The sequence below is a fragment of the Arthrobacter sp. UYCu723 genome, assembly GCF_054059215.1.
On sequence record NZ_JBSSBW010000004.1, the window covers coordinates 243,954 to 267,076 of the forward strand.

Sequence of the window (23,123 nt, forward strand, 5' to 3'; positions counted from 1 at the left end):
CGCCAACAGAGGGTCGACGGGTTAGGGGAATATTGTCTGAACGGGAGCTGGTTGCACGGTCGGAGCGAACGTTGGAGCAAAGGTAGGGGCGAAGGTCGTGGTTGTATTTGCAGGTACTAGATCAAAAAGAGGTCGCCCCTCATACAAGAAATAGGACCCTAAGAGCAACTGGGCCAATACCACGGAGAGAAGCAGGACGGTGATGCGCCTACCGATAGCGGCTGGCTTGTGTGCATGCTTTCGAACCCGGTCGAGGGAGGCATCATCTATGGAAGATCCCAGGTCTTCAAACTCTTTTGTCAGACGCTTGTATGCGACTCGAGCATAGATTTGAACCAATCCGGGCGTTGAGGGAAACAATTGCTTCTCAGCTACGTAGGCCGAGTACGCCAATGGAATGAGGCTACGGCTAATCATGGCGGGGAGCACAGCTGAGACTCCAGAGACGAGGGCTCCTATAAAAATTGGACCAGCCGAACGAGAAACGAAGCCATAGCCAATAAGCACGCCATTAACACCGACTAAGAACGCCCAAGCCTTGACCATTAGGTCGGTTACGAACCTGAACGTCTCTATTGATGCATTCCACTGATCTCGTAAAGCTGCAGTATCGACAGCTCGACCAAACATATGTTCCGTCCTAAAGTCAGAAATCAGTGATGTGACACTCTAACGTGGTGCGCCACTTGTACTCACGATCGGCCTTCCCAGATCATGCAACAATTCGTGCCATTACTGTCAGTTTCCACTCGTCCACTACCGAGCATAAGGAGACATGTTTCCGAGACATGGCGGGGCTTCCATCCGCAAATCGCTCGGGAAAGGGTCGTTTTTGACACGGGCAGTTCCTCCGGGACTGGCCCATAAGTCTCGGCACCAGGGTCGGATCATCTGGGTTCTAAGAAACGCATTGGCCTACTCAGCGCATAGCAGCCAGAGATCTTAGGGTTATGAACGCGGGGTTGCCCAGCCTGGCGTGCTACATCCCTCACAGCCATCCGGCGGTTGGCCCCACAGATATTTGCGGCATGGGGCAGCTACTCGTACCTCCCACGGCAGTACCTTGAACGGAACTATCACAGTGAATGAGAGAGCGCACCTAGGGGGCGATATGAATCTGGACTGGGGCAATGTCCCTGTGTGGGTAGGAATCGTCTTGACCAGCTTCAGTGTCGTGATTGCCGTTCGTACATATGTGCTGAACTCACGGCGCGCGCTTCGAGAAAAAGCAAGCCAGGTGATGGTGACGATCCACCAAATCCCGGGGACCCCGGACATTGTTCATACTGCAGTGGTCACGAATTACAGCAAAGCACCAATTTGGCGTGTTGTCCTTACTGTCAGCCGCTACACAACTTCGGAAAGTAGTGAACGAGAATTAGTTGTTGCTCCTGATGATTCCTTCAGCTTCACCACCGAGCCCTTCTGGTGGGAGAAGTACGCTCCCGGCGCAGTAAGTGGGGCGATCTCGAAGGCACCCCCGTATAGTGTTGTGAAATTTGTCGATGCCCAGGGGTACGAGTGGCGCCGCTCGAGCACTGGTGTCCTGAGCCCCCCGCCCTACGGTGGCGGGATACCGATGGGGTCAAACTGGCGGGCCCGATGGGGCCGGCGATTTTACCGGTTCCGAAAGGCCGTTATTCCTACACGCTTGCGCCATTGGTTCCGTGACCGGTGGCGGGCATACCTCTCGGCCAAACCGAAGCAGTATCGTGGCAGCGAAAAAGACGTTTAGATGCTCTCGCCCTTTGGGGGTCGGAATACCGACCCCCGCAGCCGACCCATTGGCCCTTAGATACAACCGAGGACCAGCAGCTAAGCTTTCAGCTCAGATGTTCGACAAACCGGATAAGTCAGTCGACTCGCGCTAGTTGGCAGCCGACGGCCACTCACGGCTTAGCTGCAAGCAGGCTGGCAACTTGGCTATGTGCCCGAACGTGCCTTTGGACATCTCGATCCAAGACGCTCAGCAGCCAAAATAGCTCGCGATGGACCTTGTTTACAGTAGTAAGGTTGGGCTCGTGATGAGCGAGCCGGTTTCGCACGTCGTTGAGGGTACGAAGACGGCTGTAAACGTCTTGGCGAGCGATACCTTGGGCAAAGGCATTTCGCAGCGCATTCGTCCATATCGTGGGTTCAAATCGAGAATGTAGAAGCTCCACCCACACACCGAACGTAAGGTCCGCGACGATACGGCCTGCATCCGTAGTGGAGAGTTGTTGGCTCGTATGGCCACATTTGAACTTGACTCGGGCATCATGAAGCCGACCTCGAAGCCAAGCATTGGCGTCATAGCTTATGCCGGCCTTGTTTGTGGTCATCGCGACTGGAAACAAAGTCAAAGCAGCCGGCGCTGCGAGCCAGGTCAATGAAGGCTGGACCAGAGTGCTCAGTTCCCTATGCAGTGCATTTCGGAGCGCTACTTCCACATGCGCAAAGTCGTGGAGAAGCGCGGCATTGACAGCCGTATTCCATTGATACAAATCAAAAGCTCGCTGGGTGTTGTTGCCAGCGGCGCGAAGGTAAGTCTTGAACCTATCGATCGTCAGCCAGTCCTGCACCCAAGGTGCGTAAGTAGACGCATTGGGATGCAATCTGGTCGCCTTTCCGATACGATCAAGGGGCAAGTTCAGGATAGCCTCTGGCGGACACGCTCCGGCACGTTACCTGTAACGCATAACTTGGTCGCCTCGGTATTCCGTCTTTGAGCGGACCCGGGGCGTTCCCATGTGAAGCTCACGTAGCGCCAGCTGAAAGCAAAGCTTGGTATCGAAGCAGCTGTTACCCCCACGGCGAAGCGAAGCACAAGGTTGTCTGACGATGGACAAAGTCACTTCCGTCTGGTGGCTCCGACTCACGCTAGCGAGCCCTGAGTGACCGACAATCGCAGTGGCATAAGGTGTTCCGGTGCCTGATCTGAAATCCCTTGCCCTCTCCGTGCCTTCGAGCACGGTGGCCTCTGAAGAGCCGGCTTTCCGCGCTTCCCTTACCCTGGGTCATGTGCTTAGTGGCATTGGCGCGGACTACGACCCGGCGATTCGACTCGAGGACGTCCACGTCATCCGCCACACTTTTAAGCCAAGTGATCCCAATGCATTGCGCGGGCCAGAGGATTTGACCCAGGAGCGAGTCCTGGCCTACACCAGAGAGCAAGACATTCCGCCCCGTTTTCCCGCGCATCCTCCCCGGTACTGGCTGATCCTCATTGCCGATGGCGGACGCCGCTCCCGTCTTTGGGGTACCTATGAGAACCATGGCGAGATGGAAACAGCATCCTCCAAGAATTACAGATGCTTCGACTTGCGCCCCACAGAGTTCCTTGCGCCCCTTAACGACCGGCTCGTAATCGAGTGGGACAATCCCCGGAGCTGGCACCGAAGCGCCGGCTCAGTCACAGGTGCCCGCATGCCTGTGCTGGAGATCGCCGACCGGGACAAAGTTCCCTTTCCAGGATTTGATGGAGTGCTGCTCCCTTTTCACCAACTGCAGGACATGGTGGATGATCCCCGATACGCCGACTGGCGTATCGCACTGTCAGAGGTCCAGGGAATCTACCTCATTACAGACTCCACTAACGGCAAACAGTACGTTGGCAAAGCTGACGGTGCCGAGCGAATCCTCGGCCGGTGGACAGCATACGCGCGCGATGGCCACGGCGGGAATGTCGCCCTTCGCGAGCTTGCCTACCAAAGCGCAGCGGGGGAATTTACAAGAACGAAGGCGGACCATGCCCGGCACTTCGTTTTCAGCCTCCTGCGCGTATTCGGACCCAGCACCCCTTCCTCAGAGGTGAACTCAGCCGAGGCCCACTACAAGGCGGCGCTCATGACACGCCAGTACGGCCTCAATAGGAACTAATCATTTTGATCACTTCGAAAAGGAGCTTCAGAGGTGGTCAAAAAGTTACTGCCCTCAGCATGCAGCGCGCCCTAGCAGCATTTGAAATGAAGCGGCAGTGCCGGTATCCCAGCGACGATATTGGCAGATTCGAAAACGGTCGTTTTTGACGGTTCAGTTCGCGAGTTGGTTCCTCCGGCTCAGGTTCCGTGGTTCATCCCAAGCCCCCAAAGATGGGGCTAGCTGGCTTCTGCAAAGTCGACGGCGGCGGAATACCGCTTGAGAGGCTGCGCGCAACCAACTAGCCGCTACGCTCATCGGTTTGCTGGCGTAGGTCGCCATTAGGATTTGGGGAGACCCGACAGGACGATGGACGGAACCACGGCATGAAGTACAAGAACGAAGTCAAGATCAAGCAGGCGCTTGGGATCGAGTCATGGAGGAATCTCTCCAAAGACAAGATGATCAGGTTCGCAGCCATGATGCCGGACATGGACACGGAGGTGGCTCTGAAGATTGTTGAGCAGTTCCCCGTCTTCAAAGAGTTCGCCATGGATGCTGTGGATGCGATGGAGAAAGCGCACGAGTCCACGCTCTCAGCCAACAAGCAGAGCCAAGAACATGTCCATCAAGCCTTCCAGGAAATCAGAGAAATCCTAAAGGGGGAACTCAGCAAGGACGATCTGAGCTGGGAGCAGAAGAAGTTTCTCATCGAGCAAATCCAGGAAACTGGAAGGCTGGAGTTCCAAAAGGACAGTGAGAATAAGCAGTTTTTGGATGGGGTGCTCAAGAAGGTGCTAATGGGCGCTGGTGCTGCGCTTGCCCTGGGAGTAATTTTTGTCGGCGGCAAAGTAATGGCCGAAAGCACGGAAGATTCCGAGGACGACCTAGAAGATTCCCTGGAAGCTTGAGCGCTGACAAGACCGGTCTTACGGACTTGTGACATTCTCAAATCATGAACGCGCCGAACCAAGCAGCCCAAACCCTGGAACCCCATGCCTGGGACACTCTTCGCGACTCCCACGCCGCTTACGTGTCAGGTACATCGTCTGTGTACGACGAGGTTCTAAGGGAGGTAGCGGGCCGAATCAGTGCCAAGGGCAGCATTGGCAAGTCCGATATCGGGGCCTTGTTGTTCTGGAAACGCCTCCGCGCGGATACGCCTTGGGTCCGCAAGCTGATGACCATGCCAGACGAAGACGTTCGGGCCGTGACGGCTAAGGCGGTAACCGCCGTGAACGACGAGCTACTGGCTGTCCCTGAAGCCGCTTCTGCTGGCCGGAGCGCACTCGTGACGTTGCCTGGCTTCAATAGAGGAGACGCCATCGCGTCAGCACTTTTGCTCGCTGCGGCACCCGAAAGAATGGCGGTCTACGATGAACGTGCCCGAACCGCATTGAACACTCTGGGACTCCCGCTCTCCGCGGCGCGCGGCAGGTATGGGCGCTACATGGAACTTGTGGAATTTCTGCGGTCGACCGCTGAATTACATGGTCACACCTGGTCCGCGAGGGATGTAGACGTCGCGCTCTACTGGCTCGGCGGCCCGAAGCCACAGTCATAGATTTCACGCCGCAGCGAAACGTGCGCCGCGGCAAGTGACAGCCCTCCCTGTACTGAACTTTTGCATCCATACGTGGCGTGGCACCGCCTAGGACGTGGGGATGGAAGAGTTGGGCCGTGACCGATCTCAAACTGTTCCGCATAGATGGCGGCAGAGCTTCCGAGCTCACATCCCGCAGCTTCGCTCTTGAACGAAATCTCCAGACTCTCATCGAAGAGAACATGGAGACCACCTTCGGAGTGAGGTTCCTCGCCACCGAATACACCACAGGAAAAGTCCACCGCGGCAGGATCGACTCGCTGGGCCTGGACGAGAACGGCTCGCCAGTAATTTTCGAGTACAAGCGGACGTCCAATGAGAACGTCATCAACCAGGGACTCTTCTACTTGGACTGGCTCATGGACCACAAGGGAGAGTTCCAGATCTTGGTGGCATCCCGTCTTGGGACCGCGACAGCGGAGAGTATCGACTGGTCCGCACCCCGCCTGATCTGCGTTGCTAACGACTTCACCCGTTACGACGAATACGCAGTCAGGCAGATCGACCGAAACGTTGAACTTGTCCGGTATCGGGACTTCGGGCCCGATCTTTTGGCCATTGAACTGGTGACGTCGGTCTCGACAGAGACAACGGCAACTATGCGCAAAACCTCCGGGGGCTCAGCCACCGCTTCCCCGGCGCCGGGGAAGAAATCGTCACGATCCAAAACAGTCACCGAACTACTCGCCCAGGCAGATCATGAGTTGGCCGCCCTGTACGAGAAATTTGAGACGTTCGCGCTGTCCCTGGGTGATGACGTCGTCAAGAACGAACGTTCCCTCTACTTCGCCTTCCGCAGGCTCAAGAATTTCGCCTGCGTGGAGGTGCACCCGACCTCAAAAAACCTGCTCGTATATTTGAAGCTCCCCCCGGAGGCCGTAGAGCCAGTGGAGGGTTTCAGCCGGGACGTCAGCAATATCGGACACTTCGGGACAGGCAATCTGGAGCTGAGAATAAGCTCCACCGCCAACTGGCCCCTGGTCGAGGAGCTCACCCGTCAGGCGTACGCGGCCAACTGAACCGGTCTGCCCTCAAACGACGTCCCTGCGCAGCACAGCATTGGTCCAGCCGGTCACTCCATGATCTCCAGAGCTGGGAGCTGTCCCACGATCTTCATCGTTTCCACCGACATTCCAACGATGCGTTTGATGAGATCCAGGATGTAGCGGGGGTTACCGATTTCACGGCAGTACTCATTGGGGTCATTGACGATCTGGGAATCCTTGTGGGTCGTGACCTGATAGCGATCCATGATCCACTCGAGCGCCGACCTGCCGTTGACCTGATATTCGTAGGCCTGATCCGGGATTCCGCTCAGCGTGATCTCCTCGTTGTAGACGATGCTTGAGCGGTCCTTGCGGCCGGCGAAGGACAGCTTCTTCACCCGGTAGTAGTCGTAGGCTTCTCCGCTTGTCATCGAGCTCTTGGACATCGCAGCCCCCCGTACCTGCTCATCCAGCGGGTACGGCTCTACGGCTTCGTAGTTCAGGTGCAAATTGGCGAGGTCGCGTCCTGCCTGACTGAAGCCCCAAAAATCCTTGACCCTGGGGATCCGCGGAAGCATCTTCATCAGATCGGCCTTGTACTGCTCCTTGTAGGCCGGGCTGTGCAGCAGGCCATACACGTAGTAAAAGATGTCTTCCTTGCTGATTTTCGACTCCTCATAGAAGCCCCGGTAGGTGGTGAGCGTTGCGTCGGTGATGTTGTCGTTCCGGCGATACCCGTCAATGACTGTGAATTCAGTCTCCGCAAACAAATCGCTCTGAGCGGTGCTTGCCATCCGCTCGTAGGTGTAGAGACTGAAACATTGGAGGCCCGTTGCAGCCCCGAGTGATGGCAGCATCTGGTACATCAGCGTGAAGAATCCAGCAGCTGCCCCTGGGCCGGGCGCCGTGATGACGAGATTAGCGTGGCCCGGAGTAGGGAACAGTTTCGGCAACTGGTAGACCATGTCGTTCATTTCGCGGTTGAAGTACGCGGTCTGTGTAGTGAAGGGCCTGTAGGCCGACGTGACCACGGCCGATTCATCAAAGGAGTGACTTTTCCGCTTTGCGAAGTCCGCCAAGAGCCCTCGGTTCCAGCTGATCTTCGTTGGGTTGGTATCCGGTTGCAGTCGACCCGACCCGAGTTCCTCTTGGTAGTTGGCGATCATACGGCGCATATTCGATTCCACAGCAAGGCGACTGAAGTTGTAGCACCAGGCGTCGCGATTGGTTTTCAGGCCTGATGAGTACATCTCGAAGATCGCTTGAGTCGTTGACTTGCCCTTTGTCGCCTTGTCGCCAAGGGCTTGGTAGGAGTCATAATTTTCGTCTCGGTGGTTGACCCAGTCACCTGAAACATTGGGGGCGACTGTTTCCCATTCCGTGCCTTCAAGCGACTGCTCAATATGCAGGATGTCGAGTTTCTGCTCACGCGTCAGGTAGTCGCCGATGTCTCGGTACTGGATGTCGGCAGGCCCGGTGGAGGCAGAGTTCTTAATCAGGATGGCAATGGCCACCTGAGTGCGGGAACCGCTGCCGAATATTTTGCCGCCTTCTTTTCGCGATACTTCCCCCGAAGTCCGCTGGTTGCCACGCAGATTATAGACGAAAATTCGGCTCTCCTGACGTGAATGTGGGTTCGGTTATTTCTGGTATGGGAGTTTGATCTCGAGGGGGCCGCAGGCGAGCATGATCAGGGCGAGGGCGGCTTCGGGTGTGTGGAATCCGTAGGATCTGCGGGTCATGGTTCTGATCTTGTTGTTCAGGCCCTCGTGGCGGCCGTTGGAGAGTTTCCTGGTGACGGCTGCGTAGATCCCTTTGGTGTGGGATCGGATCGTGGCCGCAGCCCTGGTGAACTCGCGGATGTTGGATTTGGCGGCGAGGTCGCACCAGGTGGTGATCATCTCCATGACGTCCGCGGGGTTGAGGTCGCCGGCGAAGACTTCACGCAGTGATTCCTTGAGCTGGTAGGCGTCCCAGAGCAGCCCTCCGGTGCGTTCGAGCCCGGCCAGGGTGACTTGTTGCTTCTCGGTGAGGTTCTGTGGGTTTTTCAGCAGCACCCAGCGGGTTCCCTTGAACTTCTTCGCGATGTCCTGATCGGGCAGCTCACGGGTGCGTTGCCAGATGGAACGGCGGAATGATTCCAGAGCGTTCGTGGCCAGCTGGATGACGTGGAACGGGTCGTAGCAGATGACTGCGTCCGGGGCGTTGGCCTTCACGGACTTGGCAAAGGCGGGCCCCATGTCCATGCTGACAGCCTCGATCTCGGCCGTCTTTTCGGGTCCGATCTCTTTGAAGAATCCGTCCAGTGTCGCCGCGTTCTTCCCCGGTGCACCCCAGACGATCTTCGAGGTGGCGTGGTCGGAGACGAGTGTGAGGTAGCGGTGGTGTTTGCGCCAGGAAATCTCATCCACCCCGATATTGACCAGGGACTCGAAGCGGGTTTCATCGAGCTGTTCGGCCACGACGCGTTCACAGATCGCACCGACGGTCCGCCACGCTATCCGGGCGAACAGGGACACCGTGGTCTTGTCCGCCCGGGTGACCAGCCAGGCGATCATGTCCTCAAAGTCCGTGGTGAACCTGGCACCTGGCCGGGCGAATGGCACGCCTTGGACCACGATGCCGTGGCTGGGGCAGACCAGGCGCCGGCGGAGCATCGTCAGCAGCAGGACCCGACCGGAGAAGTCCAGATGCCGCCACGTGGATTCCGCCCAGCGGGTGTCATATCCGGCCATCGTCGAGTAGCTGCAGTGCGGGCAGTCAAGGCGCCTGCGGGCCATCAACGCCACCCGGACCAGCAAGGGACCCCCGGCCCCAGGATCAACATCAACAACCCGGACACCCGTCAGGTTCAAGACGCGGTTGAGTAGAGTAGTAGCACGCATGGGTAGCTCCTAAATTTGGACGGTGTGAGAACTCCCAAATCTACCGGGCTACCCATGCCCCATAACATACAAACCCTGACCCACACTTATGTCAGGAGAGCCGAAAATTCGGCTGAATTCTGTGGCAAACGTCTTCCGGATGCCATCGGCGGTGTTGCCGTCGATGAAGGATCCGTTCGAGACGAACGCGATGACACCGTCGTCTTTGATCCGGTTGGACGCCCACCGGATGCCTCGGATATATGAATCGTAGAGGCTGTTCTTGTTGGTTCCAGTGGACAGCTTCGCGTACGTTTCGGCGATCGAAGAATCCAGCACTGGATAAGCCTGGTTCTGGTTGTTGTCGTTCGCGCTGGTCTGGCCCGTCGAGTACGGCGGGTTCATGACAATGACGCGAATGTCCTGGTTCTTCTGCCGCTTAACTCTTTCGGAGTTCTCAGGGAAGACCACGGAGTCGAAGGCGCCGTCGGATTCGTTGAGCTGGAAGGTGTCCGTTAGGGCGATGCCGTCGAAAGGCACATAGCCATGGTCGAGCCCGTGTTTTGTGGATTCTCTTCGGCGAAGACGGTTTCAATGTTGATTGCGGCGATGTAGTAGCTGAGTAGGACGATCTCGTTGGCGAAGAGTTCCCGGGTGTATTTGCGGTGCAGATCTTCCGGTTTGATGAGCCCGGACTGCAGAAGCCGGGTGACGAAGGTTCCCGTGCCGACGAAGGGTTCGAGGATGGAAACCCCCTCGTCTGAGAGAGACTTGCCGAATTCAAGGCGCAGGGCGGCGTCAGCCGAGCGGAGGATGTAGTCCACGACCGGGACAGGCGTGAACACGATGCCGAGGCGGTCCGCGACGCGGGGGAAGGCGTTGCGGAAGAAGTTGTCGTACAGCTCCAGGATGATCTTCTGTTTCGCCGCAGCGTTATCGATGGACTTCACCCGCGCCCGGACGGAATCGTAGAACTTCTCCAGGCCGGCACGTTCCTTTTCGAACGCGGAGTGGTTATCCAGCTGGTTCAGGATGTTCTGCATTGCCAGCGACACGGGGTTGTGCTCGGTGAAATTGGAGTCCTTGAACATTGCGTCAAAAACGGGCTTGGTGACGAGGTGCTGGGCCAGCATCTCCACGGCCTGCGCCTGGTCGATCTCCGGGTTCAGGTTCTCCTGCAGGCCCTGAATGAAATCGTCGAAGGCTTTCCGGTGTTCCGGGTTCGCTTCGGTCAGCAGGTTATTGATGAGGACGATGTGCTTGTTGGCGATGTCGGCAATGTCCTTGGACCAGTCTTCCCAGTACATCCGGTTGCCGCACTTGTCCACAATCTTCGCGTAGACGGAGTCCTTCCACTCCCCCACCGGGAACTGGAGCGCCGGCTGCACGTAGGTCTGTTCACCCTCTTCGTCGTCGCCATTTCCTCCACCGGTGGCTTCTCCGCCGCCGGCGTTGCCGCCCACGTTCGTCTTTGCTTTCTTCTTCGGAGAGAGGTCGACGGTGTCGACAAGGATGGATTCGGGTGCCTTGTGGTTGAGCTCGATCTGGTTGATCGCGGCGTCCATGCGTTCATCGTGTGCTCGGAGGGCCTGGAGGACCTGCCAGACGACCTTGTAGCGGTTGTTGTCCCGCAGGGCCTCGGAGGTGGACATGCCTTCGGGGATGGCGATGGGCAGGATGATGTAGCCGAATTGCTTGCCCTTGGCGATGCGCATCACCCGGCCGACGGCCTGGATGACGTCGACCATGGAATTGCGTGGGTTCAGGAAGAGGACGGCGTCCAGGGACGGGACGTCCACACCCTCGGTGAGGCAGCGGGCATTGGTGAGGATTCTGCAGACGGGCTGATCCTCGGGGCCATCGATGTCTTCCTTGAGCCAGTCGAGCCGTTCGGCGCGGGTGATGGCGTTGAAGCCGCCGTCCACGTGCTTGACCTCAACCTTTAGGTCATCGGTGGGGTCATCGTTGTCCAGGTTGGTCAGGTGCACCCGGACCAGGTCGGGGAATTCGGATTCCACGAGTTTGGAGGATTTGATGTCCCGGTTGAACGCAACGGCGCGCCTCATAGGAGCCAGGTCGTTGCCGAAGGACGCTTCGTGGGTGCCGGAGCGGCGTTTGGCCAGTCCGTTCCAGCAGCCGATGAGTTTGGCGACGTCGTCGATCTGCAGTTCCATGTCTGAGTCCGCCAGCTGGTCCTGGAAGCTCGCGACAACCTGGCTTTGCTCCACGCCCAGGACGAGGACTTTGTAGTCGGTCAGGAGTTTCTTGGTGACGGCTTCGCCGAAGCCGATCCGGTAGAACACTGGCCCGTACATGGTTTCGTCGTCCATGGAGCACAGGATCGCGTCCCGCTCCAGCGCCTTGTTCTTGGTGTCGTCGTTGAACAGCCGCGGGGTAGCGGTCATGTAAAGGCGCTTGGCGCCGGCGACGACGTCGTTGCGGTGGACCTTCACGAAATGGGAATCTTCGGTGCCGGCCAGGGTGGCGCCGGTCGTGCGGTGAGCCTCATCGCAAATGATCAGGTCAAAGTCCGGCAGACCGGCCTTCTGCGCCTGGGATACCGCGTCGATGGACTGGTAGGTGGAAAACACCACCGTCATACCCTCGTCCAATTCGCGGGTCCCCATGGCCTCCAGCAAGGTGGCTCCGTCCGTTGTGGCCGGGATCTGCAGGTCATGGAGAGCAACGTCGGTGAAGTCGGAATTCTTTTGACGGCCGACTTTGGTGTCAGAGCAGACAGCGTAGGCGTGCATCGTCTGCGTGGTCTCATCCGACCATTCCTTCAGCGACTGCGACATCAGCGCCAGGGAAGGGACCAGGAAGAGGATGCGGACGTGGGATTCTTGCTCCGCGAATCGCTCGGCGATTTTTAGGGCGGTGAAGGTCTTCCCGGTGCCGCAGGCCATGATGAGCTTGCCGCGATTGTTGGTTTCGAAGCCCTTCATGGCGGCGTTGACTGCTTCATGCTGATGGGTTCGCAGCTGCTTCTTGTCATGGAGCTTGGGGGCATTAGAGGGGTCGGTCAGCTCGTATGTGGCCCAGTCGATGTTGGAATTACGGAAGTCCGTGAGCCCGATGCGCTGGATGGGCAGGTGCTGGTTGTCCAGCATCTCCTCCGCGTTCGGAGACCAGTCCCGCCCGGTCGTGTCCACGATGAGCCGATGCGTGAACGGAGGCTTTCCTGACGCGGAAATGAACGAGTCAATATCCTGCTTCTGGATCCCGTGGCCCTCGGCATAGAACTTGCACTGGATGGCAGTGAAGCCGCCATCCTGGCGCTCGGCCACGAGGTCGATGCCGTTGTCCTTCTTGCCGTCTCGGTCCGGCCAATCCCTCCACAACCACACGTTCCGGTATTGCGGGGCCTGAACCCCGTCCGTCTCCAGGTACCGGCCAACTAGCTGCTCGAAGTAGTTGCCCTTCATCCGCTCCGAGTCCGCAAGGTCGCGGTACGAATCAAGCAGTACATCGAACGTCGTTGCCACGAAGGGACCCCCGGAGAAGAGAAACAGGTGAAATCGGCTAAAACCGACGCCTCTGATCATATGGTCCAGCCGCGGGATCCGGGCGAAGCGTGCGCGGGGGCGATCGCACATGACCCCAGATTCGGAGGTCCTAAAGGGTCGTTTTGGACCTCCTGCCCGGATGAAAGATGACGAGCCCGGCCCTCGGAAACTCACACCTCTTGATTCAGCGTGTTACCGTATTACATATCGCTACTATGATAACGGGAGTTTAGATGGCACAGATTAATATCCGAATCGACGACGACAGCCGCGATGCAGTTGATTCTCTTGCTCGAGCCAGGGGAGTCAGCACCAGCGACCTCCTTCGCGAACTTATTGGCCAGGCACTCGGCAGGGATGACGATCGCCCGCGCGCGGACGCGACTCCAAAGTCACTCTCTGCCTATGAGCGCCGACAGCTGGCACTTCAGCACGAGATTCTGGCGAACCTCATAACCGACCCTGAATGGGAAGTTGAGTACCACCGACAGATGGTCGAGGTCTTGAATGCCGGCTACACGTCGGAGTACTACAAGACGTTTGAGATGATCCAACCTGAGCTGACTGCTCGGGAAAGCACCCTCGTATTCGACATCCTGGAGATGTTTACAACCATCGAGCGTAGCGTTTCGCGCCTGGATGAACAGCAGAGAGCATCCCTTGGCGAACACGCGGACTACGCGCTGAGTTTTAGAGGGTTCGACTTCAACAACGCGCACGAAGGCAAACTCTCATCCTTCGCCGAGTACCTCATCAAGAACGGGCGCTGGACGGACCTTGCCGACCGCTTCAGTGATGAAAATGAGCGCGGCAATTCCCATTCGCCGATGCTCGCCACCTACCAGCGAATGCTCTCCGTATGGAGGCCGCTCTGGGACAAGAAACTCCACTCTTACGGCAACTACCAGTTCACAGTCGAGGAGCTGCAGCAGATCCTCTCAGCATGGCCCTATCCGAAGAGTTAAGCCGTATCTGCCTACTCGATCGACTTCTGGTACTCGAGTACGTCCTCGGGGCTCAAATTAGGGTGAAGCGACTGCACGGTCTGCACAGCTCGATGGTTGATCTCATCAATGTCAGCCTCATACCCGAGCGATCGCAAGTGGGCTGGCGTGACACCGAAATGTTGCTGCACTTTGTTGGGCAGCGCGTATCCACTGGAGTCATACAGCGGCGAGCCATCGTCCCAAGTTTCATATCCGCGGGCCGCCCCCGTCTCTGCAGTCTCAGCGGTCATAGCATCCGGCTCAACGGCCATCACGAGGGCGCTCAGGCAACGGTAGGAGACATCGCGCGGATAGTCGGGGTCATGCTCAACATGCCCTAGAGGCCTGACGCGATACAACGAGGCGGGGCCGAACTTTGCAAACGAAACCGCGTAGTCGAAGGCAAGGTTTCGGTCCTTGGTTATGTGGACGAAATCCGGACGTTGTTGGTCGAATTCTTCGCGAGACATGCCCTCCACGACATGGCTGTATCCCGGCGCTTCCGTTCCTGGAACGAGTTTCTCTCCGACTCCTCGCCCCGCAGCGCCGCCGTGCCAATACTCGATGACCGGCTGTTTCGGTTTCTTCCTGCCCATTTCTACCTTTCACACCAGCGGATAGATCCGCCGCTTTGTTGATCACTTCTAGTTGCCACCAAGGGCAACCTGAGACTTGCCCGATTCGGTGAGAGGCATAGATATGCCCGGGAGTTCCCAGGCGACGGTTTCAGGAGGAACTAGACGCCCGTTGTCGTACCCTCCCGGCATGATCCAGATCGGCTTCCCCTCGTTGGGAGTGAAAACTGCCTTCCGACCTGCGGCTGTTCCTTCCTCGAAAGCCTTCCTGAGCTGGTCTGCGTCTCGAACGGTCGTGTGGGGGTGGTAGAAGACCACGGGGCCCATCCGGAACCGGCTGCCTTGGATTTCTATGGGGAAAGCGGGCATCGACATCGTGACGGCGCAGGCGCCTGACAGTAGAGTTTCCATCCCTTCGTCGGACTCTCCAGTAAGGGTGCCTGTGAGGGACGTCTCAGGGGGCATCCAGGTCGCCTTTCCATCAGCCAGTAGACGAGCAACTCGGAGCATAACGCGGTCGCGATTGCTTAGCTCGGCGGGGACTCGGAAGGTAGCGTGAAGTTTGCGCTGAAGCACTGCGAGATCCTCAATAAGAAGTTCTGCAGCTTCATCGACTATTTGGGCGTTCCCCTTCGCAAGGCCCTTCATGAACTTCTTTCCATCGAAAAGCACCTGCAGGACGGCATCAGAATCGAAATCGCTGAGAAGACGCAGTGCGCCCTCGGCTTCACTGATCCGCGCATTGGCGAAACCCATGCTGAGGTCAAAATTCCCCGCCGTAGCCTGTTCGTATGGAATCTCAACGTCAATTTCCAGAAGGCCATAGAAACGGGCGAGGAAAGCAACTCCAGCCTTCCCGTCACTGCGGGCGAGCATCAGTCCCTGGTGGCTTGCACGGGTAAAGCCGTCCTCGTCTAGGAACTCCAGCGTCACGGTTGTCCGTTGATCCGGAGGCAGAGGTACGGCTGGCTCTATCTCGATCCTTTCGATTTCGCCCTGTTGCTGAAACCAATCCGGCCCAAGCGATCGGAATCCTTCGACTGCTGTACCCGGGATTGTCACTCGGCGCCGAGCCCCATAGTCGACTAGCCGTTGAACACCGTCACCGAATGCACCCTTGCTCACAGAGAATTGGAAGCCGAGGGGCTCAAGTTCCTGAGCCCTAGGATGCTTGGCCCTGAAGATTTCGGTGACGCCCTCCTTAGATACGTGGAAATCTGCGTCCCAATACAGGCTTCGCCCGGAAGTAACCCCGCGGAGGTCGGACGCCCTCTTAGCAAGGTCACCCGGGCTGGCGAGGGCTGCCTGTTCCTGCCCTATGATTTTGAGCGCGGAGAGAAGGGGGCTTCGGGTCGCGTTATCCACAATGTCCCGGTTCTCGGGTTTAGCGAGCTCTATGTCCAGATGCCTACAACCCCACGTGCTTACGGATGTCTTTTTGCCGCGAGCTAAGCCACTGACATATTTGCTCTCGGCATCCGTAGGCTTGCACGGGACGACCAATGTCCATACGGGTGGCTGATGCTTCGTCCATGCTGTGTCGAAGGATTCTTTGATCTGTCGACGCCGAGTATCTCGGAAGCCGCCGGAAAACCCCTCGGGGAAAGTGTTTGAGTTGAAAGATTTGGCGTATGGCCCCGTTTTGGTCATAGACCCCAACGTCGATCCCTCCGTCTCCACCTCTGCCGTCGAGCGCTACAGCGGTTGTGACCGGCGGACGGTGGTAGATGCGCAACAGCAGCGTTTCCACTAAACGATCGAAGTCTTCTCTACCGATATGCGACCAGTCGATACTGCCGTCGTGCATCCCCAAGTACTCTCCTGCAGCTAGGCATCGGGGTAAAGAGTCAGGGCCAGCATTCGCTGGCCCTGACTCGATTTTCCCTCTGCAAAGGAAATCTATGGTTCAGCCTAGCTGAAGTGTTTGTGGTGCTGCCGCATACCGGTACCTCGTTGTTCCTGGTCCCGCGGCTGAGTGGTGCGCCGGGTGCATGGTCGCGGTTGATGGCGGTCCGTCGCTGGTGAGTGGCTGCTGTGGTTCGCCCTGGGTGGCGGACCGCCCGACGTCGGGAGGTTCCCGGCCCTGCTGGGGTGAGTGGTCGGGCGGCTGCCTCTGGGGTACAGCCGCCCGGTTCCCCGTCCGGTTACTCGGTGTCGGTGGTGTGCTTGTCGATGATGATTTTCTCCACAGCACTTGCGGTGTAACCCCAGATGGTGAGCTGGTTCAGGTAGTGGAAGTGCCGCTTCTCGGCGGTCCGCCATGAGTCTTTCTGGATGGTCTTCTCATAACCGGCGCAGATCAGGGCGATCAGGGAGAACTCGGGCCGCGCGGTGGTCTTGGCCGTGTGGTCCCGCAACGGGTTCCAGCCCCACCGGTCGGTGTCTTCCCCAGTCTTGGCCCCGATCATCTCGGTGGCGACCTTGCCGTCGTAGCCGCTGGCGGTTTCGGGGTCGCGGGTGATGGCGTGGACGGCGAAGTACTGCCAGCCCTTCGGCGCGGTCTTGCGCGACAGCAGGGTCTTCACGAAATCGCGCCTGACCTTGGTTGCACTTTCCATCTCGCGATTATTGGCTATCAGGGTCTTCCGTTCGGCTTTCTGTTCCTCGGTCATCGGGCCTTTCCGGGCCTGCGTGCCGCCGTCGTAGCGTTCGTACTTCGGGGTGAAGCCCAGGTCCTTCCAGCCGGTGATGACCGCGTTGGCGTTGTGATGGCCCCGGTAGTCGGTGCTGATCAGGTAGGCGTTGGCGTCCTCGTCGGTGGCCGGTTCCCCGTCTGCCCGCTTCGCGGCCGAGACGTACAGGTTCTCTTCGTTGGCGTAGTGCCCGGCGACCTCCACGATGGTCTTGCCCTGCGCCTCGAGCGCGGCGATGAGTGCGGCGAGGGCGGCGGCGCGGTCGCGGCGGTCCCGGAGCATCTGCGCGACGTGCAGGAGCTGATCGGGTTCGTCCGCGATCACGGACTCTAACTCCTCCGTGGCGTCCTGGTTCCCTTCAAATTCGGCCATGATGAGCGCTTCATCGATGGTGTACCCCTTGCCCAGGGCGGCGGATCCGGCGGTCGAGGACTTGGCTTTCAGCGCACCTTCCACGGTGGTCTTGGTGCGCCCGGTCTTCTTGGCGATCGCGGCGGCTGAAACGCCGATCAGGGACAGCTGGTGGTAGGCGTCGGCCTCGTCTGCTTCGGTCAGTTCGGCGCGCTGGATGTTCTCCACGACCTGGGTCACGATCCGTTCGGCTTCCTCGGGGGACTCGATGATCATGACCGGGATGCTGGCGCGTCCGACTTCAACGGCGGCGCGGGTGCGGCGCTGTCCCATCAGGACGTGCACCACGCCGTCGTCCTTGCGGTGGGCGATGACGGGTTCCATCACGCCGTGTTCCTTGATGCTGGCAATGAAATCCGGGGTCAGGGCGGCGTCTTTGCGGACGTTGATGTCCACGGTCAGGGTGGCCGGGTCGAGCATTTCGAGGGTGGGTGTGGTGTTCATGGTGTTGCTCCTTTTGCAGAGGATTCCGGTGGGTGGGGCGGTTCAGGTGACCGGCCAGCTTCCCCTCTCCCCCCGTTGTTTTTTGGTTGCTGGCAAGCTCGCTTGCTCGGCGGCCGACGGAGCCCTGTCTACCCGCAGGGCAAGGGGCAGGAAATTCCTGGAGGAAATCAGCGACGCAGGAGCGCCGGAGGGACATTTCCTGCACCGCAGGCCCCGGTGGAGCTTGCGGAACCGGGGCTATACGGGGTGGAGCGGACGCCTAGAATCCGGAGGACAGCAACCAAAAAACGTCGAAGACGTAGACAAACAGGGCAAGGGCGGGCCGGAGCCCTGCGACGGACAGCACTGGACCCCACAGCCGGCCGCACCAGCGGACGCCCAATGGGTGCGAGCCCTGCGAGCATGTACCGATTGGTTCGCTCATGAGGATCGTGGGGTTAAGGTCTACAAGTGCCTAATTCATCACATGAGATTCGAGACGTTTCCACAGTTAGCTGGGGAGGTAGCATTTTCGGCATTCTCAGCGGCTTGGCCCTTTTCCTGCCGGGAGCTCCCCAAACATTCATGATGGAGAATCCGCTGGTTGGCTGGCTAGGCTTTGCTCTAGTTCTTGCCGCCCATGGCCCACTTGCCCAGTGGTATCTGAAACGTGCACAAGCCGGCCAGTCCCGACTCTGGGGAAAAAAGGTAACGGAACTCTCGAACCACTGGATCAGAGAGGAGGCCAGACTTGCTGCTCAGTTCATGAAGAAGGAGTCCGAGCTCTTCAGGATCAACAGTGAGAAGGACATGTTCCTGCTGAACGAGCGGTTGGAGAACATGAATATGAACGGCAAGTTCCACACCTACCTAGCCGAGGGCGTGGACCATAAGAACCTCGACTTCTCATTCATCTCCCAGCTCGAAGAGCACACCACCAAGTGGCACCGGGATTGGAGAGAATTTTTCGATCCCGAGATTACGAAGGTTTGGCAGAATTTCACGGCGGCCGCCGAGGCCTACGGATACAAGGTCCTCGAGTACACGTGGACAAAAGAAGAGAGCGATCGTCTGCACGTACCACCGGAGTGGAAAGACACAGACCATAAGCGGTATCAAATAGCCTTCAAGGAGCTAGACGCCTCCAGAACTGCCCTGTATGTCGCCCTGAATGAGCTCCATAGGGTTCAACACGCCAGGGGAATCACTGCTCCGCCACAAGCCTCCAAAGCGCTGGCAGTACCGGCAGGAATGGCTCGAAATAATCTCGTTGACCCGCCTCCCGTGCCCAAACAGATCTAAATTCCGACGCGAACAGAGGCAGTGTCCTGCTGCGGGTGAGTTAGAAGTTGTGGGCACCGGGGTATCCGAAGCCCTGCGAGCATACCCTGCCCCTCGTCTCCCCTGGATCCGCCCGTGCCAGCCCCGCTCTCAGTCTGGTCGGCACGCTGGCTGTTCCACCTGCGGTCCTTGCCGGGAATGGCGGTCCGCCGCCGGTGACCAGCGACGGCAGCCAACCACCGGCGGCGGACCGCCCGAACCTTTCGGCCGGCCCTGGTCCTTTGGTGAGGAGCGCGGCACCTTGCTGGGCGGTGGTTCCGCCCGGCAAGGTTTCAGCAGGTTTAGGCGACGTTGGCCATGTAGGGCATCCGGTAGCGGGACGGGAGTTCGGCGGCGGCTTCGGGCAGGTCGTCCGGGCCGTGGGCCTGTCCGTTCTTCCAGTGGAAGAATGCCTGTTCGGTGATCGCGTCCCATTGGCGGGCCTTGGTCCGGTAGAACGTGCAGCTCACGTCGCCCTCGCAGTAGGTGGCGACGCCGAAAAGGTTCCCGATGCTGTCAGCGGTGCGGGTAGCGGCGACCATGACGTAGGGCCAGTTGCCAAGGTCCCAGCCGTCACTGCCCCAGCTGGGGATGACGGCCCAGCCGTGTTCGCCGATGAGTTCCATCCAGTCGTAGCCGCCGTTGACGTGGTAATCGCCCAGCACGGTCACGCCATCGATGGTTTCCCCGGTGTCCTGGGTGGTCACCGTTTTCGTGGTGATTGCGTTCATGGTGTTGCTCCTTTTGCAGAGGATTCCGGTGGGTGGGGCGGTTCAGGTGACCGGCCAGTTTCCCCTCTCCCCCCGTTGTTTTTTGGTTGCTGGCAAGCTCGCTTGCTCGGCGGCCGACGGAGCCCTGTCTACCCGCAGGGCAAGGGGGAGGAAATTCCTGGAGGAAATCAGCGACGCAGGAGCGCCGGAGGGAACTTCCTGCACCGCAGGCCCCGGTGTAGCTTGCGGAACCGGGGCTATACGGGGTGGAGCGGACGCCTAGAATCCGGAGGACAGCAACCAAAAAACGTCGAAGACGTAGACAAACAGGGCAAGGGCGGGCCGGAGCCCTGCGACGGACGGCACTGGACCCCACAGCCGGCCGCACCAGCGGACGCCCAATGGGTGCGAGCCCTGCGAGCATGCCCTTACTGAGTAGGGTGAGGGCATGACTGAGCCGGCTCCGCGTGATAACCGCCCGGGCCTCGCGGGGCGCGGTGCCGGGCTGGATTCTCCGCGGGTCCTCCGGGTCCTGGCCGTGGTGTTCACACTTGCCGCAGCGGGTGCGCTGGCGCTGGTAGTCCTCGATCTCTTCATCGCCCGGCCTGCTGCGGGCGATGCGTTCATCACCGTCCTGAATGCCTTGGCGGCGTTCGTGTTGTGGCGGCGGGTGTTGGAACAATCCCGGGCATGAGGAAAGGCCGGCACCGAAGTGCCGGCCTTTCCGGGTTTTCCCTCTGCAAAGGAAATTTGGGTGGGCAGCGTCTCGCTGCCTGGTGGGTTAGAGGTTGTGGTGTTCCTGGGCCCAGCCGATATTCGCGGGCCCTGTTGGTTCGCCGGCAGTGAGCAGACGAATTTCGATGACGTCTTCAGTCAGGCTCGGCTCGGCCGCCGGTTTGTCGTCGTCGGTCAGGATGTATTCGGTTCCCATGCTCACGCTTCCCTGGTCGGTGCAGTGTTCCTGGGGTTCACTGTAGCCGTGGTTTCTACACGCTTGCTGGGTCCGTGCTGCGCCCGCGCGAGCGTTAGGCGGCCGGCGGAGCGAAGCGGGGGAGGCCGCCCCGCCACCGGCAAAAGGGCCGGGCCGGGATCTCTTGGTGATCCCGGCCCGGCCCTGTCCGTTTAGTTGTTGTGGCGCTGGTAGGAGGTTTCCGGGTCGCGGGCGACGTCTGCGACTGAGCCGCGGTTGATCAGTTCCTGCAGCAGCCCTGCCAGCCGGAACCCGGGTGCATCCGTGTCCGCGTGCTTGAGGTATCGGCCCGCTTGGGTGCCGTTGCCTTTGAGCCATTCCAGCCACCCCATCAGGGTCAGCATCGGTGCGCGCTGGCCTGCCGGGACTGCTTTCATCAGCTCGAACGCGATGGCCTGGGCCCGGTCCACCCGGTTCCAGTCCGGGGCTCCGGTGAAGTTCCCGAGGATGACGTCGGCGAAGTTGCCGTTGTGGGTGGTGATGGTCTCGCGGAACAGGAAGTCCCGCACCATTTTGTGCTGGAACGCTCCCGCGATGCTCCGGGCCGTTTCGCTGTCGGGGGTCCCTGTGCTGTCCAGCAGCGCAGCCCACGCTGTGCATGAGTCCTGAATGTCCTCTTCGCTGCCCTCGGGTGCTTGTACCGGCATTGCCCAGGTGCCCAGAAGGGAGGGGTTGTAGACGTCGATGTCCGTGGCGCTGCCGAAGAAGGTCAGGGTCGCGTTGGCGTGACTGTCGGTGATCTGCTCCAGCGGGTGCTCCTCGTCCGTGCCGAACTCCGTCCAGTAGCTGGAGGTCACGAGCCAGACGTTCCGCACGGGCATCCGGGCTGCGGCCAGCTCGCTGACCAGCGCGGCGACGTGCGCGGCGTAGGGGTAGCTGTCCTGGTTCTCGTCGGTGTAGACGACGAGGTAGGACGCCGTGGCCTTCTCATCGTTGGCGGCGTGACTGGTCAGCGTCTGCGCGTAGTTGACCGGCTCGACGTGTTCGGGGGCGTCCACCCGCAGCGTCGCGCCGAGGGCACCGGCATGGGCGGTGAGGACCACGAACGATTCCGAGGGCGTGATCCCCAGCAGATGCGGGATGGTCGCCAGCAGATCAGCGGGACCGGTGAGGTTGATCTTTTCAATCATGGTGTTGCTCCTTTTGCAGAGGATTTCGGTGGGTGGGGCGGCATTGGTGACCGGCCAGCTTCCCCGCTCCTCCCGTTGTTTTTTGGTTGCTGGCAAGCTTGCTTGCTCGGCGGCCGACGGAGCCCTGTCTACCCGCAGGGCAAGGGGCAGGAAATTCCTGGAGGAAATCAGCGACGCAGGAGCGCCGGAGGGACATTTCCTGCACCGCAGGCCCCGGTGGAGCTTGCGGAACCGGGGCTATACGGGGTGGAGCGGACGCCTAGAATCCGGAGGACAGCAACCAAAAGACGTCGTAGACAAGACAGGGCCAGGGCGGGCCGGAGCTCTGCGACGGACGGCACTGGACCCCACAGCCGGCCGCACCAGCGGACGCCCAAATAGGTGGAGCGCAGCGGAAACCATGGCCCTGGGAACGGGTTGTGCCCACTGGGGGCAGGTGGAGCCTCCGCACAGCTCAAAGCTGTCCCCCTTGGGTTCAACGTGGTCCTGCCGGTGTCCGTTGTCGCCCCTTGCGCGTATGCTTATCTAATCGAACATATATTCGAATAAAGGTGTGTTGTGGGCGTTATTGTCGGTCCCCGCGTGATAGATGCGGGTACGTCTTTGTTGTCGGTGCTGATCTCCCCGATGCCGGTGGCGGCGGGGTTCCCGTCGCCGGCGCAGGACTATTTTGATGGCCGGATCGATCTGAACGTGCACCTGATCATTCTTTAGAGGGTTCAGGGGTGTTGTGGACTTGGGCGAGGGCGCAACGGAATGACGGGGGCAGATCCAGATCCTGAGTCTGGATTCAGGTCGTTTAGTCTGCGGGCGAGCCTTTCAGACCTGATCTGCTCCTGTCTGATTTCCTCCTGGAGTACGTTTATCGCGCGCTCGAGTGTTGTGCAGAGTGCCTTCCAGCTTTCCGCGCGGTCATGGGTACGTGACTGCAGTTGCCGCAGGCTGGTCACCTGCGACTTGAGCTTTGCCATTTGCTCGTGGAGCTGGAGTTCAGATGCCGTCGGCTGGTGCGCCTTATCGCGGAAGTACGCGAAGCGATCTTTGAGGTCGAGGGATCGGTAGAGCACGTGGCGGCCGACCTGCGCTTCCCGGGCAAGATCACTGATGCTCGTCGCGCCGACGGCCACCCGCTTGGGTTGACCGAGGAGGATTCGCTGCATTGCGGCCAG

Annotated in this window: 21 protein-coding genes and 1 pseudogene; 9 read left to right on the forward strand and 13 right to left on the reverse strand. The window is 59.4% G+C overall.

All coding sequences use genetic code 11. The annotated features are described in order from the left end of the window. The first annotated feature begins 1,111 nt into the window (after positions 1-1,111). Positions 1,112-1,735 carry a hypothetical protein gene (locus ACVWZ8_RS24985; RefSeq protein ID WP_456506467.1) on the forward strand — a complete coding sequence of 208 codons (624 nt, stop codon included), beginning with the start codon at positions 1,112-1,114 and terminating at the stop codon, positions 1,733-1,735. 154 nt (positions 1,736-1,889) lie between these two features. Here ACVWZ8_RS24985 and ACVWZ8_RS24990 read toward each other — a convergent pair whose 3' ends face one another. Then, complete coding sequence (locus ACVWZ8_RS24990; protein WP_456506468.1) at positions 1,890-2,561, reverse strand: Abi family protein; 672 nt, start codon at positions 2,559-2,561, stop codon at positions 1,890-1,892. Between the two features lie 346 nt (positions 2,562-2,907). On the opposite strand from ACVWZ8_RS24990, the gene ACVWZ8_RS24995 reads away from it, so the two are divergent. The 4 genes from ACVWZ8_RS24995 (at position 2,908) to ACVWZ8_RS25010 (ending at position 6,459) form a co-directional block, all read left to right on the forward strand. Then, on the forward strand, positions 2,908-3,858 hold the full coding sequence (locus tag ACVWZ8_RS24995) for a GIY-YIG nuclease family protein (protein WP_456506469.1): 951 nt from the start codon (positions 2,908-2,910) through the stop codon (positions 3,856-3,858). A gap of 365 nt (positions 3,859-4,223) precedes the next feature. After that, the gene (locus tag ACVWZ8_RS25000; RefSeq protein ID WP_456506470.1) at positions 4,224-4,748 is read left to right on the forward strand and encodes a hypothetical protein; all 525 of its coding nucleotides are present in this window, start codon (positions 4,224-4,226) and stop codon (positions 4,746-4,748) included. A gap of 44 nt (positions 4,749-4,792) precedes the next feature. Beyond that, positions 4,793-5,401 carry a hypothetical protein gene (locus ACVWZ8_RS25005; protein ID WP_456506471.1) on the forward strand — a complete coding sequence of 203 codons (609 nt, stop codon included), beginning with the start codon at positions 4,793-4,795 and terminating at the stop codon, positions 5,399-5,401. A 116-nt stretch (positions 5,402-5,517) separates the two neighbouring features. Further along, positions 5,518-6,459, forward strand: coding sequence for a DUF5655 domain-containing protein (locus ACVWZ8_RS25010; protein ID WP_456506472.1), 942 nt, complete (start codon positions 5,518-5,520; stop codon positions 6,457-6,459). 53 nt (positions 6,460-6,512) lie between these two features. Here the strand turns inward: ACVWZ8_RS25010 and ACVWZ8_RS25015 are convergent, their stop codons facing one another. The 4 genes from ACVWZ8_RS25015 to ACVWZ8_RS25030 form a co-directional block, all read right to left on the reverse strand. Continuing rightward, a complete protein-coding gene (locus tag ACVWZ8_RS25015; RefSeq protein WP_456506473.1) occupies positions 6,513-7,940 on the reverse strand; it encodes a type ISP restriction/modification enzyme in 1,428 nt (475 codons plus the stop codon). Positions 7,941-8,066: 126 nt separating this feature from the next. Further along, positions 8,067-9,311 (reverse strand): ISL3 family transposase, encoded by a 1,245-nt coding sequence (locus tag ACVWZ8_RS25020; RefSeq protein ID WP_456506474.1) that lies wholly within the window; start codon positions 9,309-9,311, stop codon positions 8,067-8,069. A gap of 48 nt (positions 9,312-9,359) precedes the next feature. After that, on the reverse strand, positions 9,360-9,830 hold the full coding sequence (locus ACVWZ8_RS25025) for an Eco57I restriction-modification methylase domain-containing protein (RefSeq protein ID WP_456506475.1): 471 nt from the start codon (positions 9,828-9,830) through the stop codon (positions 9,360-9,362). Then, positions 9,806-12,886, reverse strand: a complete 3,081-nt coding sequence (locus ACVWZ8_RS25030; RefSeq protein ID WP_456506476.1) for a restriction endonuclease — start codon at positions 12,884-12,886, stop codon at positions 9,806-9,808. Before ACVWZ8_RS25030 ends, ACVWZ8_RS25025 begins: the two co-directional genes overlap by 25 nt. A 143-nt stretch (positions 12,887-13,029) precedes the next feature. Here ACVWZ8_RS25030 and ACVWZ8_RS25035 point away from each other — a divergent pair, with 143 nt between their 5' ends. After that, complete coding sequence (locus ACVWZ8_RS25035) at positions 13,030-13,761, forward strand: YfbU family protein (RefSeq protein ID WP_456506477.1); 732 nt, start codon at positions 13,030-13,032, stop codon at positions 13,759-13,761. Positions 13,762-13,772: 11 nt separating this feature from the next. On the opposite strand, the gene ACVWZ8_RS25040 is transcribed toward ACVWZ8_RS25035, so the two are convergent. The 4 genes from ACVWZ8_RS25040 to ACVWZ8_RS25055 form a co-directional block, all read right to left on the reverse strand. Then, on the reverse strand, positions 13,773-14,378 hold the full coding sequence (locus ACVWZ8_RS25040) for a hypothetical protein (RefSeq protein WP_456506478.1): 606 nt from the start codon (positions 14,376-14,378) through the stop codon (positions 13,773-13,775). Positions 14,379-14,426: 48 nt separating this feature from the next. Beyond that, positions 14,427-15,722, reverse strand: a complete 1,296-nt coding sequence (locus ACVWZ8_RS25045) for a hypothetical protein (protein WP_456506479.1) — start codon at positions 15,720-15,722, stop codon at positions 14,427-14,429. Positions 15,723-16,501: 779 nt separating this feature from the next. After that, on the reverse strand, positions 16,502-17,845 hold the full coding sequence (locus tag ACVWZ8_RS25050; RefSeq protein WP_456506480.1) for a ParB/RepB/Spo0J family partition protein: 1,344 nt from the start codon (positions 17,843-17,845) through the stop codon (positions 16,502-16,504). Between the two features lie 259 nt (positions 17,846-18,104). Then, complete coding sequence (locus ACVWZ8_RS25055; RefSeq protein ID WP_456506481.1) at positions 18,105-18,269, reverse strand: hypothetical protein; 165 nt, start codon at positions 18,267-18,269, stop codon at positions 18,105-18,107. 26 nt (positions 18,270-18,295) lie between these two features. On the opposite strand from ACVWZ8_RS25055, the gene ACVWZ8_RS25060 reads away from it, so the two are divergent. Next, positions 18,296-19,126: a hypothetical protein gene (locus ACVWZ8_RS25060; RefSeq protein ID WP_456506482.1), complete on the forward strand. Its 831-nt coding sequence runs from the start codon at positions 18,296-18,298 to the stop codon at positions 19,124-19,126. A 320-nt stretch (positions 19,127-19,446) separates the two neighbouring features. On the opposite strand, the gene ACVWZ8_RS25065 is transcribed toward ACVWZ8_RS25060, so the two are convergent. After that, on the reverse strand, positions 19,447-19,875 hold the full coding sequence (locus ACVWZ8_RS25065) for a hypothetical protein (protein WP_456506483.1): 429 nt from the start codon (positions 19,873-19,875) through the stop codon (positions 19,447-19,449). 427 nt (positions 19,876-20,302) lie between these two features. On the opposite strand from ACVWZ8_RS25065, the gene ACVWZ8_RS25070 reads away from it, so the two are divergent. Next, the gene (locus ACVWZ8_RS25070; RefSeq protein ID WP_456506484.1) at positions 20,303-20,548 is read left to right on the forward strand and encodes a hypothetical protein; all 246 of its coding nucleotides are present in this window, start codon (positions 20,303-20,305) and stop codon (positions 20,546-20,548) included. 87 nt (positions 20,549-20,635) lie between these two features. Here the strand turns inward: ACVWZ8_RS25070 and ACVWZ8_RS25075 are convergent, their stop codons facing one another. Continuing rightward, complete coding sequence (locus ACVWZ8_RS25075; RefSeq protein ID WP_456506485.1) at positions 20,636-20,785, reverse strand: hypothetical protein; 150 nt, start codon at positions 20,783-20,785, stop codon at positions 20,636-20,638. 191 nt (positions 20,786-20,976) lie between these two features. Further along, positions 20,977-21,954 (reverse strand): DUF4192 domain-containing protein, encoded by a 978-nt coding sequence (locus tag ACVWZ8_RS25080; protein ID WP_456506486.1) that lies wholly within the window; start codon positions 21,952-21,954, stop codon positions 20,977-20,979. 558 nt (positions 21,955-22,512) lie between these two features. Here ACVWZ8_RS25080 and ACVWZ8_RS25085 point away from each other — a divergent pair. Further along, positions 22,513-22,659: pseudogene (locus ACVWZ8_RS25085) on the forward strand (LexA family transcriptional regulator); the annotation flags it as partial. Between the two features lie 14 nt (positions 22,660-22,673). On the opposite strand, the gene ACVWZ8_RS25090 reads toward ACVWZ8_RS25085, so the two are convergent. Further along, positions 22,674-23,114: a hypothetical protein gene (locus ACVWZ8_RS25090; protein WP_456506487.1), complete on the reverse strand. Its 441-nt coding sequence runs from the start codon at positions 23,112-23,114 to the stop codon at positions 22,674-22,676. Positions 23,115-23,123 lie beyond the last annotated feature (9 nt).

Excerpts from the sequence above, each read along its gene's own strand:
- ACVWZ8_RS25005 (WP_456506471.1), top strand. The coding sequence starts at position 4,793 with ATGAACGCGCCGAACCAAGCAGCCCAAACCCTGGAACCCCATGCCTGG.
- ACVWZ8_RS25075 (WP_456506485.1), bottom strand. The coding sequence starts at position 20,785 with ATGGGAACCGAATACATCCTGACCGACGACGACAAACCGGCGGCCGAG.
- ACVWZ8_RS25040 (WP_456506478.1), bottom strand. The coding sequence starts at position 14,378 with ATGGGCAGGAAGAAACCGAAACAGCCGGTCATCGAGTATTGGCACGGC.
- ACVWZ8_RS25030 (WP_456506476.1), bottom strand. The coding sequence starts at position 12,886 with ATGTGCGATCGCCCCCGCGCACGCTTCGCCCGGATCCCGCGGCTGGAC.
- ACVWZ8_RS25080 (WP_456506486.1), bottom strand. The coding sequence starts at position 21,954 with ATGATTGAAAAGATCAACCTCACCGGTCCCGCTGATCTGCTGGCGACC.
- ACVWZ8_RS24985 (WP_456506467.1), top strand. The coding sequence starts at position 1,112 with ATGAATCTGGACTGGGGCAATGTCCCTGTGTGGGTAGGAATCGTCTTG.
- ACVWZ8_RS25070 (WP_456506484.1), top strand. The coding sequence starts at position 20,303 with ATGACTGAGCCGGCTCCGCGTGATAACCGCCCGGGCCTCGCGGGGCGC.
- ACVWZ8_RS25035 (WP_456506477.1), top strand. The coding sequence starts at position 13,030 with ATGGCACAGATTAATATCCGAATCGACGACGACAGCCGCGATGCAGTT.
- ACVWZ8_RS25050 (WP_456506480.1), bottom strand. The coding sequence starts at position 17,845 with ATGAACACCACACCCACCCTCGAAATGCTCGACCCGGCCACCCTGACC.
- ACVWZ8_RS25065 (WP_456506483.1), bottom strand. The coding sequence starts at position 19,875 with ATGAACGCAATCACCACGAAAACGGTGACCACCCAGGACACCGGGGAA.
- ACVWZ8_RS25000 (WP_456506470.1), top strand. The coding sequence starts at position 4,224 with ATGAAGTACAAGAACGAAGTCAAGATCAAGCAGGCGCTTGGGATCGAG.
- ACVWZ8_RS25090 (WP_456506487.1), bottom strand. The coding sequence starts at position 23,114 with ATGCAGCGAATCCTCCTCGGTCAACCCAAGCGGGTGGCCGTCGGCGCG.
- ACVWZ8_RS25055 (WP_456506481.1), bottom strand. The coding sequence starts at position 18,269 with ATGAGCGAACCAATCGGTACATGCTCGCAGGGCTCGCACCCATTGGGC.
- ACVWZ8_RS25020 (WP_456506474.1), bottom strand. The coding sequence starts at position 9,311 with ATGCGTGCTACTACTCTACTCAACCGCGTCTTGAACCTGACGGGTGTC.